This window comes from Enterobacter cloacae complex sp. P17RS, assembly GCF_014895885.1.
In the GTDB taxonomy this organism is placed as follows: Bacteria; Pseudomonadota; Gammaproteobacteria; order Enterobacterales; family Enterobacteriaceae; genus Enterobacter; species Enterobacter bugandensis.
Map to the genome: position 1 here is coordinate 39,233 of NZ_JADBQK010000031.1, position 15,796 is coordinate 55,028.

The following is a 15,796-nucleotide window of genomic DNA, read 5'->3' on the forward strand; positions in this document are numbered from 1 at the left end:
AGACGATAATGGTTGATTCCATCTCTCAGCATGAAAATCCAGCCGCCCGGTCATTAAGGGGCGGGAAACTCATCCTCGCCGCTATCCTGATCGGGCTGGGCAATTTTTTGGTCGTGCTGGATACCACTATCGCCAACGTCTCGATCCCCCATATCGCCGGCGGGTTAGGGGTCTCGTCCAGCCAGGCAAGCTGGGTTATCACCTCCTACGCAGTGGCCGAAGCGATCACTGTGCCGCTTACCGGGTGGCTCATGCGCCGCTTCGGTGGTTATCGTGTGTTCATTACCTCTTATCTGGCCTTCGGCGTGCTCTCGCTAGTGTGTGGCCTGTCGGGCACGCTTGGCATGCTCGTCGCCGGGCGCATATTCCTGGGTTTGGCCGGTGGCACGATCATTCCCCTTTCGCAGACCCTTCTGCTGCGTATCTTCCCACCTGAGAAGGCGACAATCGCGACAATCATATGGGCGATGACAACCACAGTCGCACCGATCGCCGGTCCCATTCTTGGCGGCACGATCTCCGATAACGTCGGGTGGGAGTGGATATTCTTCATCAATGTGCCAATTGCTGCCGCCGGTGGCCTAGGACTTCTGTACCTGATGCGAGGCCAGCAGGAAACGGTCACCCGGTCTCCGATTGATGTAGTGGGTCTTGGCCTGCTTATTGTGTGGGTCGGTGCGCTCCAAATCATGCTTGATGAAGGCCGCAACCATGACTGGTTCGCTGCAACAGAAATCCGCGTGCTTGCAGTGATTGCAGTAATCGGCTTTGTCGCCTTCCTGATGTGGGAACTGACCGAAAAGAATCCCATCGTTAATCTGCACGTGTTTCGCCATCGCGGCTTCGTTGCGGCTTCCATTACCTACTCGGTTGCGTTTGGTGCGTTCTTCGCCAGTATTGTTCTGATCCCGCTCTGGCTGCAGCAGAACATGGGCTACACCGCCACGTGGGCAGGATATGCCACCGGGATCATGGGGATTCTCGCAGTAATTAGTTCCCCCATCATCGGTCAGGTAGCGGCAAGGCTCGATCCACGGCTGATTGTATCGGTCGGATTGCTGGGACTTGGTGGCATATCTGCGTGGCGGGTGGGATTCACGCCGGATATTACCTTCATTCAGATGGCCTGGCCGATGCTGCTGACGGGCCCATTCCTGATGATGTTTTTCATCCCTGTAACCGGTCTGTGTATGGCGAGCGTCACAACAGCAGAACAGGCCGACGCGGCCGGGATCTCAAATTTCATGCGAACGCTCGCCGGCGCGTTTGCGACTTCAATAGTTCAGACCGGGTGGGCCAACGCGACACGTGAGAACCAGACTGAACTGGCAAGCGCGATGACTCAGGGACAAACCACCCTCGACAGCATGATGGCCAGTGGAATGTCGAGAGAGGTTGCCACATCTACGCTGAGCAGCATCGTTGAGGGCCAGAGCGTCATGCTCGCAACACTCAACATGTTCGCTGCGATTGCTTTCTGCTTCGCCTTCGCCGCCGCATTAATCTGGTTCTCTCCAAAACCAAAGGGACCCATCGACATGAGCGGCGGTCACTAAACAACAGGGCATAAAACCATGGCAAAGAAACTGAGTCTCTCCGCTAAACTCATCGTGTTTCCAGACCTCGTTGTCTGCGAGCACTGCGACAGGGTGTACCGGCGCATCGCGCTGGCCCCGGGCGAGGTTGCACGCTGCGAGCAATGTACTGCCATCCTCTATCGCGCCAACCGTCTGGATGTCGATCGTTGGCTGGCGCTGACCGTCGCCGCAGCAATCGTGTTCGTGATCGCCAACGTCTGCCCGGTCGTTCGCATCAGTATGCAGGGGTTGCACAACGAGACCACGCTCTGGCAGTCGACGGCGGCGCTCGCCTACGGACCTGGCGCTCCCATTGCAGTACCAACTGCAATATCAATCATCGTGGCACCACTTCTACAGATCACTCTGCTGGCCTGGGTGCTGGCTTTTGCCCGCACTGGTCGGCGTGCGCCAGGCTTCGCGCAGGCGATGCGGATGCTGGTCGCGTTGCGCCCCTGGAGCATGATTGAGGTCGGTCTGCTCGGCATTCTGGTGGCGGTCATCAAACTGTCAAGTTTCCTCCAGGTAGCACCCGGACCGGGGATCTGGGCCACGGCCGTGTTAGTGCTGCTGATTACGCTGATCGCGAGCCGCGATATCCACTGGCTGTGGGAGCTGACCGAATACAACCAGCAACGGCAGGCGGGCCGCACATGAATCTGCCTCCCCGCGCGTGCCACCTGGGTGTCATCGGCTGCCATATCTGTAGACTCGTTTGCCAGGACAAGCTCGACGAAACGAAGCACGTACACTGCCCTCGCTGCGGCGCATCACTGCATCGTCGGCGCCCCGACAGCATTGTGCGGGCCTGGGCCTTGTTGATCGCTGGCTTGATTTTCTACATTCCGGCCAACGTGCTGCCGGTTATGTATACCAGCCTACTCGGCAGTGGCAGCGGTAGCACCATCATGAACGGCGCTATCGAGTTCTGGAAATCCGGGTCTTATGGCATCGCTCTGGTGATTTTCATTGCCAGCGTGGCAGTTCCCTGCACCAAGTTTCTTGTCCTCACACTGCTGCTGATAACTTCACAACGACGCAGTAACTGGGCGAGACGCGAGCGAGCCAGACTCTACCGGCTCGTTGAGGTGATCGGCTACTGGTCAATGCTCGACGTACTGGTGGTGGCTGTAGTTGCCGCGCTGGTCAAGTTCCAGGGCCTGAGTGATATCGAGCCACGAGTTGGCATCTTCTTCTTTGGCGTGGTGGTGATCCTTACCATGCTCTCAGCTATGACCTTCGACCCCCGTCTGATATGGGATGATAAACCGGAATGAATAACGAACCCGAACATATCCACCAGCCCGGCAATCCTGCAGTGGCCCGCCGTCGCTGGCGTATTTCCCTGGTATGGCTGGTACCAGCCATCGCTGCACTGGTCGGGCTGTCAATGCTGGCGCATACCTGGCTGTCAGCTGGTCCTGAAATCACTATAGCTTTCCGTACAGCGGCAGGACTGGAGGCAGGCAAAACACCGGTCAAGTACAAGGACGTGACCGTGGGCACAGTAACGGCAATCACACTCAGCGACGACGGCTCGCACGTTGCCGCCACGGTCTCGTTGGCCAGGAGCGCGGAAAGTCTGACCCGCAGCGACACGCGGTTCTGGGTCGTGCGCCCGCGTATTGGCACCGGCGGTATATCAGGCATCGACACACTTCTCTCCGGCGCCTATATTGCGGCGGATGCTGGATCGGAACATGCATCCAGCAAAGTCTTTACTGGCCTTGAAACGCCGCCAACGGTTATTGGTGGTATGCCCGGAAAGTCATTTGTCCTGCATACCGAAGATCTGGGGTCGCTGGATGTTGGCTCGCCGGTCTACTTCCGGCGTATCCAGGTGGGCCGGGTAGCCTCCTACAAGCTTGATGATGATGGTAATCACGTCAGCCTGCAGGTCTTCATCGACAAACCCTACGACAGCTTTGTCACTACCGATACCCGATTCTGGAATGCCAGTGGGATGGATGTTTCGCTGGGTGCTGACGGACTCAAGCTCAAAACGCAATCCGTGGCCACAATTGTGGCGGGAGGAATTGCTTTCGCCGCCTCTGCACGCGGCAAAGATCACACGCAAAAGGCACCTGAAAATACCCAGTTCAGTCTTGCACCGGATCAAGCCAGCGCCATGGCTGAACCCGACGGGCCGGAGCAGTTCGTCCAGCTACGCTTCGACCAGGCACTACGCGGTTTATCTGTAGGTGCTCCGGTTCAATTCTCGGGGATGGATCTGGGCAGGGTGGTATCAATAAACCTCGACTACGATCCAAGTACGCTCCGATTCCCCACAACCGTTGGCATCGTGGTGTATCCACAACGTCTTGGGCGTCTGTTGGATAAATTGCCTGGTACAAATACAGAGCAACAAGCCGCTCAATTTCTGAGAGAACTGGTCGAACATGGCCTGCGCGCGCAGGCGAGATCAGGAAATCTGCTGACCGGACAGCTCTATGTTTCGCTGGAATTTGTTCCGGATGCACCGAAAAGAACCATAGACATATCGGCACGCCCACTAAGCGTTCCCACAATCAACGGCAGTTTCGATCAGTTGCAGGGGCAGGTGGCCAGCATCGTCGGCAAGATAGAGAAGATGCCCCTCGACTCAATCGGGCGAAACCTCGACAGCACATTAGCAGAACTTGACAAGACCCTTAAGCAAGTCAACAGCCAGACGTTACCGCAAACCACGCAGACCCTGCTGCAGGCCCGGCAGGCCTTTGGTGCGGCACAAGGTGTGCTGGCCGAAGATGCGCCATTACAGCAAAACCTGGGCCAGACGCTACAGGAAGTTCAGCGGGTATCTCGCTCACTACGGGTGCTGACAGACATGCTTGGCCGGCATCCTGAATCACTGTTGCGCGGACGCCCGGAATCTCCCTCGCCTCCTGCCACAGGAAAAGACAACACAGTAAGTCAACAGGAATCGCATCAATGAAAAGTTACCGTTTTTCTGGGCTTCTCGTGCCGGTCTTCTTTCTGAATGCCTGCGCGTCTCCGCCAGTACATTACTACTCACTTCTCGCACCGTCCGGGGAAACAATAACGACGAAGCCACCGGCCCCCTTCATGGTTGATGTATTGCCGGTCGGTATCCCGTCACAGAACGATCAGTCACAACTGGTCGTACGACAGGGCGCCGCTGGTGCCGTTGTCCTTGATAACGAGCGCTGGACTGGCCCGCTGGATGACGAAATTCGTAGTGCCTTATCGTCAGTACTGACGCATGAGTTGGCCACCCAGGATGTGGCCGGGCTGCCACAGACCTCTGCCAGGCCTGTACTCAGAATCAAACTCCAGTTGCGTCGGTTTGATGCCTGGCCCGGACAACGGGTTCAGCTTGATGCCGACTGGAGTTTGGGATTCGCGAATGAGGCGGGAAAGCCACGGCTGGTCTGCCGGGGCTATCTGGATGAGCCCGCGCCAGGAGGCTATCCGGAAATGGTTCAGGCCCAACAACGACTGGTCGCTGCGTTAGCCAGGAGGATAGCGACAGATGCACGAGCCTGGGCACATTCTCGTCAGGCAGCTTGCGTGGACCCACAGGAGTAACCCCGGGAGTATTGCGCGTCCTGCCCGTGATCGACGGAGGATGTGATCGGGAGTCCGACGATAGTAGATTGATAGACAGCATCCGCAATCGCGAGAGGGTGGACCTCGCCTTCTTGAACCACCTCCCCATAAACATTGAGGGTTGAATGACAATGGATACACCCAAGAACCTGACAAACGGTGCAACGCAGGTAGCGCCGGTGGGATCAATCGAAGCCTCTGAAGACCTGACTGGAATTCCAGGCACGCATTGGCTGATCGTGAGCGTGAGAGCGTTGGCACCCGATGGCGAAGGGCGACTGGATTTGGTGAACACATCCACGCATGCAATCCGTGCCCTTTATCCCTCTCCGGAGGCGCAGGTACGCTTCGACGCGCACACCTTTCACGGCCAGCCCGACCGGCCGCCAGAGCGCTTCAATCCACACGGACTCACCATTCGTCGTGGCGCGAACGGTGTCCACCAGCTCCTCGTCGTGCATCACGGCGTCCGCGAATCCGTGGAGATTTTCACTGTCGATACCCGTGACGTTCTGCCCCGCATCCACTGGCGGGGTTGCGTGCTTACACCGGGTTCTGTGACCGGCAACGGGGTCGCACCAATGCCCGACGGATTCGTGATGACGCAGACCACGCTGCCCATCCCCAAGAAGGGAGGTCGTGCGCTGAATTTCGAGGAAATCGAGGGTGGGCGCAGCATCGGTGAGGTGCTGGCCTGGAGTTCCCGTTCCGGATGGAGCAAGGTCGATACCGGAGGCGACCTGATGCCGAACGGAATCGAAACGTCGGCTGACGGAGAATGGCTCTACTACGCAGATTCTGTCCGCCAGACCTTTAACCGCTTTTCGTTCAGAGCCGGTGCCGCGAAGAAACATGTAATTCAAACCGGTTTCCACAGCGACAATGTACACTGGGCGCCGGACGGTAGTCTTTTGCTCGCGGGCCAGCAAGGCACCCTACGGGAAATCGTTGAGTATTTCTCCGGGAAGGAAGGTGCTGCGTGCGGGAATGCGCGCGTGCTACGCATTGACCCACAAACAATGAGCGTGCAGCCGCTGGTTGACTGCGCGGATTTTCCTCTGGCGAGCGGCGCAGTCGAAATTCAGGGCACCCTGTGGCTGGGACGCATCAGGGGGACAATCGGCCGGGTGGATTTACGTCAGGTGCATACCGCATTGCCAGACTAGCGTGGGACGCCAGGGCTTGCAGGATCCACCCAGGCTTCCGCCAAGAAAGCGTGGGGACCGGGCTGCCAGCGGAAATCGTCAAGGCCTTACTCATTTTCTGTCTGTACGACAATGCGCTGACTGCCCGGCGGGTATGAGATTAGTCATTCGGATAACGCCACACGTCCGCGGTTTCGCCAACGGCAAGAACCCGCTTTTCCGATGCGGGAAGTCCAAGGCGCTCCCACTCTGCTGCCAGGCGAACCGGCGGTTCGTCTAGCGGCTCGTAGGTCAGCTTGAAAGTCCCCCAGTGCATGGCGAAGAAGCACCCGGCACCAAGATCCCTGTAGGCCCGGGCAGCCTCCTCGGGGTTCATGTGCTGGCGGCGCATGAACCAGGACGGCTCATAGGCGCCGATGGGCAAAAGTGCAGCATCGATCACCGGGAAACGGCGGCCGATTTCCCGGAACCCGTCAAAGTAGCCCGTATCGCCCGAATGGTAGATGCAGGCGGAAGCTCCCTCGAGAATGAATCCGCCCCACAGCGTTTCGTTTACGTCGGTCAAGCCGCGACGGCTGTAGTGCTGGGCGGGCACGAAAGTCACCCTCACGGGGCCGATGTCGATGGACTGCCACCAGTCCAACTCGCTTGCGGAAATCCCTTTTTTTGCGAGGAACGACGCCATGCCCAGGCCGGCGATCACCGGCGCATCGACGCTCTTCACGGATGGAAGGTCGAGATGGTCGTAGTGGTTGTGACTGATCAGCACCGCGTCGATGGATGGCAGATCCTCGGGGCGCAGGCCAGCCGGAACATTCCGCCCCCCTGGCCCCAGGGCAAGCTCACCGAAGACCGGATCGACGAGGAACGACTTCCCTTCGATCTGCACCAGCCAGCTCGCATGCCCGATCCAGGTCAGGCGCGCGCCTTCACCCGTGCCCGGTGGAGTGGCGATCGCGACGAGATCGGGCACCACACACGGCACCGAAGCCTTTCTCGGTACACCACGGCCCCGGCCTGCAAGACTATCGACGACCAGCATCCGAAATGCCGGCACCACGGTGCCGGGAGCTTCGCTCCCGTCAAGATTCCTGAAACGTCTGGATTTGCCGAAAATTGCCATAGCCACCCCTTCCACATTGACGATGAGGATGAACGCCTATGGCATGAGTCGCTCGATGAACACACCAATCGGTGTTCCAGAAGACCTTCCCAATACGTTGCATCCCCCTCATTTCGAGTCGAATGCGATACCCGGCAAACGCCAACAACGGGCGATGCCATCAATCGCTTCTCAGAACCGATAGAGGTAGCCGAGACCAAGGCCATACTGCGTGCTCTTTTCCACCAGCGGGCTGTTGCGGATCGAGCTGCCCATGTGCTTGGCGCCCATGTCGAGGAACATGGTGTGACTGGACACGGGCTGCCAGTCCACGCGAAGCCCGATTTCGGTATTGAGCGCGGAACTACCGCCGTAGGCCGGGCGCCAGCTCCGTGCCTCGTCTGACCTTACGCCGTATTAATAGTCCACGTACTCGCCATCCACCCACTCGGCCGCCAGCCGCGGGGCCAGCCCGATTGTGCCTGCGGTAAATCGCCTGTCGATCTGCAGCGTCGTCCGCATCCCCCCGCTGTTGCTCATGGCATCCGTGAGCACTTCAGCAGAGAAATTGGCAATGCCGGTACGCCAGATGGCGGCGGCGCCGAGCCAGAAACTGGAGTCTCGATCGCGCATGCCCGCGAAATATGGGGAATCGCCCGAATCGAAGCCTTCCCCGATGTACCGACCACGCAGCCTGAATGACACCGGCCCGACCGACGGAAGCTTGACGTCCAGGACAGGCCCGGCCACCTGAATCCATTTGTTCTCATAGGTAATCATTGGCAAGCCTCGAACGCGGTCGTCGAAGTCGCGGTAGACGCGGTACTGTATGCCACCGGCAACGCCAATCCCCCACGTCGGTTCACTGCGTCCGGCTTCGGGCATCGCCTGACCTCTCGCCGACTTATTCGTATCGTCGGTCTGAGCCCATGCAACGGGTGTTGAAAAAATGCCAGCGACCAGGATCGGTAGCGCAGCGTAAGACGGCTGCCGGCGCAGGCGGACTGCGCATTGAGGACGAGATGACATGATTGATCCCTTTTAAGGAAAACGTGAAAATGCCTCCCCTGTACTGGGGAATGGCAGCTCGCGGACCACGCCATCGGGCCATCTCGATGAGTTCGCGGACCATCACCAGCAGACGGCCGCACTGCACCGTCTGCCTGATTTCCATACCGTCCGGACGACACTGGGTCGTCCCGCACGGGTCAGTGCAGGCGCTGCGCATCAAGTTTCGATGTGACGAGTGAATTGCAGGACTGTTGAGTCGTGACGAGGTTAGTTGCGTCATCGCTCAACCTCGTCAGCGGTAGCGCGTACGGTGTGTCGAAAAAAACCAAGCGATGCCAGCCATTTCTCGATCCTGTCCACATACAGGAACACGGCTGGCACGACCAGCAGGCTCAAGGCAGTCGATGTGATAAGGCCGCCGATAACCGCCATGGCCATCGGCCGGCGGAAGCTAGAATCCGCACCTAACCCCAGCGCGATAGGCAACATGCCGGCGATCATCGCGATGGTGGTCATCACGATGGGACGGGCACGCTTGTGGCACGCATCCAGCAGCGCCTCGTGAACAGGCAATCCGCGCTCGCGTATACCGATAACCGCGTACTCGACGAGCAGGATGGAGTTCTTGGTGACGATACCCATAAGCATCACCAGACCGATCATCGAAGGCACACTCAACTGGCTGCGCGTGACCAGAAGCGCGAGGAACGCGCCACCTATGGACAGAGGAATGGCAGAGAGGATGGTGATGGGCTGAAGGAAATCCCTGAACAGCAGCACCAGAACGCAGTAGATGCACAAAACACCGACCACGAGCGCCATGGCAAAGCCCCCGCCGAGTTCGGCAACGATCTCCGCGTCGCCGGCCTCAATCACCTTCACACTGGACGGAAGGGACTTGATCGAAGTCAGGTTGGCCACAGCCGCCTGCGCCGTCCCGAGCGCGGTACCTCCCAAATCGGCCGAAATGGTGACGTTGCGAAGACGGTCATGGCGGTCGATCTGCGCGGGGCCACTTTGCACAGTCAGGCTGGCGACACTTGCCAGCGGCACCGACCCGTCGCGCCCCGGCACGCGCATGTTGCCGAGCGTGTCGATGTCCTGCCGCGCGGCATCGGGAATGCGCGCGCGGATATAGACCTGGCGGTTGTCGAGGTTCAGGCGCGCCACCTGAGCGTCGAAATCGCCTCTGGTTGCCACCCGCACTACGTCCCCGATCGCCTCGGTCGTCACGCCGCGCTCGGCGGCGCGCTCCGGGTCGGGACGGATGATGATCTCCGGGCGCTCCAGGCTGGCCGTCGAGGCAATGCCAGTAAGGCCCTTGACGTCGCGCAGTTCGGCTTCCACCGCATCCGCGCTCGCCTTAAGTGCCTCGGCATTGTCGCTGGCGAGGATGATCGTAAGCTTTTCGCCCGGCCCGCCGCCGCCGATGGCAAAGCGCGCCCCGGGAACATCGAGCAAGCGTTCCCGCACGGCTTTCTCGATGACCTGCTGCGAAGGGCGATCATTACGCGGCCCCAGCGTGAGCGTGAGCGACGCGCGCCGAACTTCGCCCGCCTGCGCCCCACCGGGGCCGGCACTTTGCGCCTTGCCCACCGTGGCGAAAACATGGGCGATGCCGTCAACATCGCCGATGGCTTTGCGGGCCGACCCGGCGACCGCCAACGTGTCCTCCAGCGAGCTGGCTGGCGGCAATTCGATGCTCAGGGTCGTGCTGCCGCTATCAGAGGCGGGGATAAAGCCCGTCTCGATGAAAGGCACCAGGGCGAGCGAAGCCGCGAGAAAGATGACCGCTCCGCTCAGGGTCGTCTTGCGATGCTTCAGGCACCAGCGCGCCGTTGCCATGTACCAGCGCATGACCCGGCCATCTTCCTTCTCGGGGATCGGCTCGGGCTTGAGCAGGTAGGCCGCCATCATGGGTGTGAGCAGGCGCGCCACCAGCAGCGAAGCGAGCACGGCGATCACGGCGGTCCAGCCAAACTGTTTGAACACCAGGCCGCCGATACCACTCATCATGGCCGTCGGTAGGAAGACGACCACCAGGCTCATTGTGGTCGCCATCACCGCCAGGGCAATTTCGGTCACGGCGTCCTCTGCGGCTTCCCGGACCGACTTGCCCCTGTGCCGGTGGCGCTCGATGTTCTCGATCTCCACGATGGCGTCATCGACCAGGATGCCGACGATCACCGCCAGCGCCAGCAGCGTCACGGTGTTGAGCGTGAAGCCCAGCCAGGCCATGGCCGCGAATGCCGGAAGGATGGACAGCGGCAGAGCGGTCGAGGCTATCAGCGTCGCCCGCCAGTCGCGCAGGAACAGCCAGACGACGATCATCGCGAGGATGGCCCCCTCGTACAGCATCGCCATGGAGCCCTCATACTGCTCAAGCGTCTGGCCGACCGACCCCGAAATCTCAGTCAGGCTGAGCGCCGGGTCGGCCTGTTGAAGGCCGGCCAGGGCCTCGCGAACGCCCTCGGCCAGCCGTACCTCGTCAAAGCCCCTGGCGCGGTACACGCTGAAGCCGACCACATGCTCGCCATCGAGCAGGGCCGCCTGCGTGGGGTCGGCCTGACCATCGACGATGGTCGCGATTTGGTCCAACCTGAAGCTCTTGCCGTTGGACAACGCGATTCGCAGGTCCGCAAGCTCCGATGCCTGGCGAACCGTGGCAATCGTGCGAACCGACTGCTCCTGGCCGCCAAGCTGACCACGGCCGCCGGAAGATTCCTGCTGAACCTGGCGCAGTGCACGGGAGACATCCGCCGCCGTGATGCCGAGGGCAGACATGCGCGACGGATCGAGCTCAATCCGAACCTCACGTTCGATTCCGCCAAGCCGCTCGAACCGACCGACTCCGGGAAGCGAGAAAATAGTCTTGGCAATGGTGTCATCCACAAACCACGAAAGCTGCTCCTCATTAAGCCGGGACGACGATATGGCGTAGGTCAGAACGGGCGAACCTACGCTCGTGGAAGCACTGACGGTCGGTTGCAGAAGATCATCCGGCAGATCAGACCGGATGCTGTCAACCGCGTTCTTGGTTTCGATCAGCGCGTCCGACAGGTTCTTCTCCAGCACGAATTCGACCTGGATTGAAACCAAACCATCCGTGATCGATGTGCGCAGATGGTTCAAACCACTCAAGGTCGCAAGTGAATCCTCGACCTTGCGCGCGACCTCCGTCTCCAGCTGCGCAGGAGCCGCCCCCGGCTGCGTCAGCATGACCGTGACCATTGGTAGATCAAGGTCTGGAAGATCCTGCGTAGGCAGCTTCTGGAACCCCCATAGCCCTGCGAGTGCCAGCAGTGCGAACAGCAGGATCGAGGGGATCGGATTGCGAATGGACCAGGTAGCGAAATTCATGGTCTGCCCGCCCCAGCAGGCTGCCCCTGCGAAACCCGGACCAGATCGCGATCCTTGAGGAAGCCGGCTCCCCGGACAACAACACGCTCGTCCTTGCCAAGCCCCTCGGTGACCTCGACCTCACGGCCATTACGCCGGCCGACGCTGACGCTTCGCAGCGACACGCGGGACGTGGCACTGGTGTCGGCCAGCACCAGGACGTGGCTGCGCCCATCGCGGATGACAACGCTCTCGGCGGGCACGACCAGCGCCGGCTCTGTCCCGAGTCCGAGCCTGCCGTTGGCGTACATACCAGCCCGTGCCGTGCTTCCAGGGTGGATGTCGGCGTAAACAGTGGCCAGGCGAGAGGTGCTATCCAGAATCGGCGAGGTCTGGCGAACCGTCGCCTTCGCTGTCTTGCCGTCGGGAAGGTCTAATGTTACCTGCTGCCCGATCTCGACCTGAGCGAGTTGCTCGGCGGTCAGTTCGCCACGCCACTCCAGGCGCCCCCGGCGAATCATGCGAAACAGTTCCTGGCCCACCGTAACGACGCTGCCGAGCGTTGCAGTCCTGTGGCTGATGACACCATCGTCCGGCGCAGTGACGTCGGTGTAACGCAGCCGCAACTGATTGGCAGCGAGCAGCGCATCCGCGGTCCTGGATTGAGTCACCAGCTGGAGCACGTCCTGTTCACTCATCGCGCGGCTGCTTTGCAACGCGAGCGCGCGCTGCCGGTTGGCGGCAGCCTGATCGGCATTCGCTTTCAGTTCCGCGCGTTCCGCCAGCAACAGATCCGGGTCAAAACGAGCGATAATCTGTCCCTTCCTGACGATATCGCCGACATTGACGCGAACATCGATGAGCTGATAACCACCAATCTGAGCACCGATGCTGGCTTCTTCCCATGCGGCAATCGCACCCGAAGCCCTGATCTCTATGGGCCACGAGACTTCCCGGGGGATGGTGCATGTGACGGTCAGCGCCGGCGTCGCCGCGGCAGTCGCTTCCTCCAGCGTCGTATCGCCCCTGCCGACGACTATCGCCAGCGCCGTCACAACGAGGGCCACTCCCCCCACGAAATACGCGATCCGGTGCCGCCGGAGGTGTCCCCGGGTGGGCTGGTTACGGTGTTCTTGTTCCTGACTCATGGCGATAATTTTCCTTACGGGCGATACAGGGGTGGCAGACGGAGCGTCGTCCATTTGCTCAGTCGTTGTGGGCTGCGGTACTGCGGCCCATAACGGCGGGTTCCCTGCGGCGCGCACAAGGAGACCCGGGATGGGTGCGATCGTAAGCAGCGGCGATGGCGCTTTCCTGCGCGCCCCTGAGCTGTCAACCCGGGCCTTCCTGCCCGAATAAGGTGATTACATCCGCCTTATACCGGACTTCGTTCGCGTGCGCGCAACTGCAGACGCATCGGCGGTCTGGAGAGAGGTATCCGCATCCAGCCACGCGGGGAACATAGCCGTCAGGGAACTCACGTCATTGGCGTTGCGCGCATCAGGCTCACTGCGGGCCACTTCTTCTGTCGCAGGGGCATCTCCCCACAGGTCTGGCTCTCACAAGAACCTGGCGCCAGAGAACCCCGAAGTGGTGCTGATCGTGTCTGTGCCACCTGTCTGGGTTTGCGATTTGTCTCGCGACACCGCGCCGTTGACCCCGGGCCATTGAGCGCATCTGGTCTGGCTGGGACCAGGGCCAGGCGCAGCGACCAGCACGCTCGTCATGAGCCGGGGACGATAGCGTTGCTGATGGCCCGACAAGACGTGCATAGCTGCCATCACAGTTCGCCCACCAATGAAAACGCCCTGGCCACGATGGAGCGCAGGTTCTGCCTGCCGCCATCCGCATACCACTCGTCAAGGGCAGCCGTCCATGCGGACGTCACCGCGCCCACGATGATGCGCGCTTTGAGCATGCTCAGCCCGGTCTCGCTTTCTCGTTCCACGAGTGCGGCAGCGAGCGACACCTCCCGATCCATCCGCTTTTCGCATCCCTTGGCGAGCAGAGCCGGCGTTTCCTTCAGCAGGCGCACCAGTGCAAAAGCCATGTCAGGATTGGCGTCATACCGCAGGAGCGTCGTGGCCAGCGTCTCTCTGACCGCATCCAGTGGCCCCTCGTGGTCGGGACGCCCCCGCAATTCATCGACCAGCTCATGCGTCTTCTCGTCGTGCCACAGGAAGATCAGATCTTCTTTAGTCTTGAAGTAGCGAAAGAACGTACGCCTAGCCACACCAAGCGGCTCGACGATGTGTTCGATGGTCGTGTGGGTAAAGCCCTGTTTCAGAAACAACTCAAGCCCGAGGTTGGATAGCTCCCTCCGGGTGCTCTCTTTGTGCCTTTCGCGAAGGCCGGGATTTTTATTTGCCATGAGAGTATTCTGTCATATCTGGCACCAAGTGACAATAAGGCACTTAGTGCCATAAGGCATCTGGTTTGCTCTAAACCGACGCTTCGAAGCGCTTCATTGCTGCCATATAATGAAGGTTTATAAAGACCGACCGGGAGACGCGGCTAGCACCAGAGATCAATGTGCCGGGAGGCTTCTTTCACAAGATCTTGGCCGCAGGTATAATCGAATGCTAAATCGCCTACATCAACTCAAGCGCTGCTTCGAGTCTTCCGTCGAAGTTCTGCACGATATCTGCGACACCATTGTTACGTGAGCTAGTGATCCGCTCCGCAAGTTTCTCTATGTTCTATCCAGAGGGCAGAAACACATCTGATTAGTTTACTTTTAGGTGAAATTTAGGTGGTACCAAGGGGGAATCTTCGCCTGCCAATGCCGCCCGATGTGCGACTGCAGAAGATCTCATGGAAGCCCCAATACACCGCGGGACCGTCCGCACTTGGGCTATTCGTGTCGGCCTGAGTGAACGCACTCTCGCACGGTTGCTTATTCAGGAAACCGGTATGAGCTTCGAACGCTGGCGCCAGCAGATCCAAGTCATTCTTGCGGTGAAATGGTTGAGTACTGGAATGTCGGTTCGACAGGTCGCCGATAGTCTGGGTTAAGAAAGTGCCGGTAACTTTGTGACTATGTTCCGCAAATCACTCGGCACTTCACCGAGGCGCTACATAGCTGAACGCAACCTCCGGCTCAGTTGATCGAGAGCAACGGCATCTTCGAGTGCCGTGGATGGATAGAATGATCTGTTTTATCGGGGTACCGCACGTTACTCCGACCGCGCATGACACTTCATGGCTGTGGAATGTGGCAGTGGTTTCCCGCCCCAGCCGTGGCTCGTTCACCGGCCTCCGTGGCAACAGCGAGAAGCTCGAAAAGGAATACACAGTCTGCTGCGGATTCTTGAGACCGGTTTGCAGGAAATTTATTCGCCCAAGCCATCGCGCAGACGATCGATAAGCCACTCTAGTGAAACAGACAAGCGGTTGTTCTCGGAGCGAAGCAAGTAAATAGTCAAAGCCGATTCGACTGCCAGGTGACGGATAACGACATCCGATCGTTGGCTTACCGGGATCTTGGTCGCAGTCATCAAGCCGATGCCATAGCCTGCGCCGTCCAATGTAAGCATCAGATCCAGCGAGGGACACTTCCCTCGATTAATCCTACCCTGCAATAGTGGACACGGGACTAAGTGAGAAAACTCTCAACCAGAGGGACTCATGACAAGATCATTATCAATAAGCAAAAAGCCCCGTAAATTACACACACCTGAATTCCTCAATGAAGCTCTGATTGTAGTGGCATAGAAAATTTGGCCACCTGATTAAAGGTTATATTCTCATTCAACACAAAACAAATGACTTAATGAGCAAGAAAACTAAGCGTACTTTCACCCCCTGAGTTCGTGGCATAATGTACTGACTTTCGTTTCTGGCCGTCCTATTAATGCCATTGCCGGTAGCGATTTTATTGGCGTCATTTTTTAGGCCGCCCCTTCTTCCCTCGGGTCCCTTCTGAGGCCTGACCTGCTGTTGTTCGCTCGGCAATCAATTCTCGCTCAAACTCCGCCTGTGCGGCAAAGATTCCAAAAACAAGCTTGTCACTGGCTTCCCTGAGGAATACACGAACCCCCTTCTGACGCTGC

11 protein-coding genes and 3 pseudogenes are annotated in these 15,796 nt (G+C 59.3%); 7 read left to right on the forward strand and 7 right to left on the reverse strand.

Annotation, left to right across the window (positions count from 1 at the left end; translation table 11 throughout):
* Nucleotides 1-8 precede the first annotated feature (8 nt).
* The 6 genes from IM265_RS20380 to IM265_RS20405 all read left to right on the forward strand — a co-directional run bounded on the left by IM265_RS20380 (nucleotide 9) and on the right by IM265_RS20405 (nucleotide 6,313).
* Nucleotides 9-1,556, forward strand: coding sequence for a DHA2 family efflux MFS transporter permease subunit (locus IM265_RS20380; protein WP_072208238.1), 1,548 nt, complete (start codon nucleotides 9-11; stop codon nucleotides 1,554-1,556).
* 18 nt (nucleotides 1,557-1,574) lie between these two features.
* Nucleotides 1,575-2,234: a paraquat-inducible protein A gene (locus IM265_RS20385; protein ID WP_047955835.1), complete on the forward strand. Its 660-nt coding sequence runs from the start codon at nucleotides 1,575-1,577 to the stop codon at nucleotides 2,232-2,234.
* Complete coding sequence (locus tag IM265_RS20390; protein ID WP_047063016.1) at nucleotides 2,231-2,854, forward strand: paraquat-inducible protein A; 624 nt, start codon at nucleotides 2,231-2,233, stop codon at nucleotides 2,852-2,854. The genes IM265_RS20385 and IM265_RS20390 overlap by 4 nt, the downstream gene beginning before the upstream one ends.
* Nucleotides 2,851-4,512: an intermembrane transport protein PqiB gene (locus IM265_RS20395; protein WP_047955836.1), complete on the forward strand. Its 1,662-nt coding sequence runs from the start codon at nucleotides 2,851-2,853 to the stop codon at nucleotides 4,510-4,512. Before IM265_RS20390 ends, IM265_RS20395 begins: the two co-directional genes overlap by 4 nt.
* Nucleotides 4,509-5,126 carry a membrane integrity-associated transporter subunit PqiC gene (locus IM265_RS20400; protein WP_047063014.1) on the forward strand — a complete coding sequence of 206 codons (618 nt, stop codon included), beginning with the start codon at nucleotides 4,509-4,511 and terminating at the stop codon, nucleotides 5,124-5,126. The genes IM265_RS20395 and IM265_RS20400 overlap by 4 nt, the downstream gene beginning before the upstream one ends.
* A gap of 152 nt (nucleotides 5,127-5,278) precedes the next feature.
* Nucleotides 5,279-6,313, forward strand: a complete 1,035-nt coding sequence (locus tag IM265_RS20405) for a hypothetical protein (RefSeq protein WP_047955837.1) — start codon at nucleotides 5,279-5,281, stop codon at nucleotides 6,311-6,313.
* A gap of 139 nt (nucleotides 6,314-6,452) precedes the next feature.
* On the opposite strand, the gene IM265_RS20410 is transcribed toward IM265_RS20405, so the two are convergent.
* From IM265_RS20410 to IM265_RS20430, 5 genes and pseudogenes are all read right to left on the reverse strand, one after another.
* A complete protein-coding gene (locus IM265_RS20410; protein ID WP_047955838.1) occupies nucleotides 6,453-7,415 on the reverse strand; it encodes an MBL fold metallo-hydrolase in 963 nt (320 codons plus the stop codon).
* 171 nt (nucleotides 7,416-7,586) lie between these two features.
* A pseudogene (locus IM265_RS20415) lies at nucleotides 7,587-8,423 on the reverse strand (MipA/OmpV family protein).
* Nucleotides 8,424-8,681: 258 nt separating this feature from the next.
* On the reverse strand, nucleotides 8,682-11,765 hold the full coding sequence (locus tag IM265_RS20420; RefSeq protein WP_047063008.1) for an efflux RND transporter permease subunit: 3,084 nt from the start codon (nucleotides 11,763-11,765) through the stop codon (nucleotides 8,682-8,684).
* Nucleotides 11,762-12,892, reverse strand: coding sequence for an efflux RND transporter periplasmic adaptor subunit (locus tag IM265_RS20425; protein ID WP_047063006.1), 1,131 nt, complete (start codon nucleotides 12,890-12,892; stop codon nucleotides 11,762-11,764). Before IM265_RS20425 ends, IM265_RS20420 begins: the two co-directional genes overlap by 4 nt.
* A gap of 632 nt (nucleotides 12,893-13,524) precedes the next feature.
* Nucleotides 13,525-14,115, reverse strand: a complete 591-nt coding sequence (locus tag IM265_RS20430) for a TetR family transcriptional regulator (protein ID WP_047063004.1) — start codon at nucleotides 14,113-14,115, stop codon at nucleotides 13,525-13,527.
* Nucleotides 14,116-14,558: 443 nt separating this feature from the next.
* Here IM265_RS20430 and IM265_RS22090 point away from each other — a divergent pair, with 443 nt between their 5' ends.
* Entirely contained in the window at nucleotides 14,559-14,759 is a 201-nt protein-coding gene (locus IM265_RS22090) for a helix-turn-helix domain-containing protein (RefSeq protein ID WP_052768067.1), read from the forward strand.
* A 317-nt stretch (nucleotides 14,760-15,076) separates the two neighbouring features.
* On the opposite strand, the pseudogene IM265_RS20440 reads toward IM265_RS22090, so the two are convergent.
* Nucleotides 15,077-15,292: pseudogene (locus IM265_RS20440) on the reverse strand (LysR family transcriptional regulator); the annotation flags it as partial.
* A 258-nt stretch (nucleotides 15,293-15,550) separates the two neighbouring features.
* Nucleotides 15,551-15,796 (reverse strand): annotated as a pseudogene (locus tag IM265_RS20445) (recombinase family protein); the annotation flags it as partial.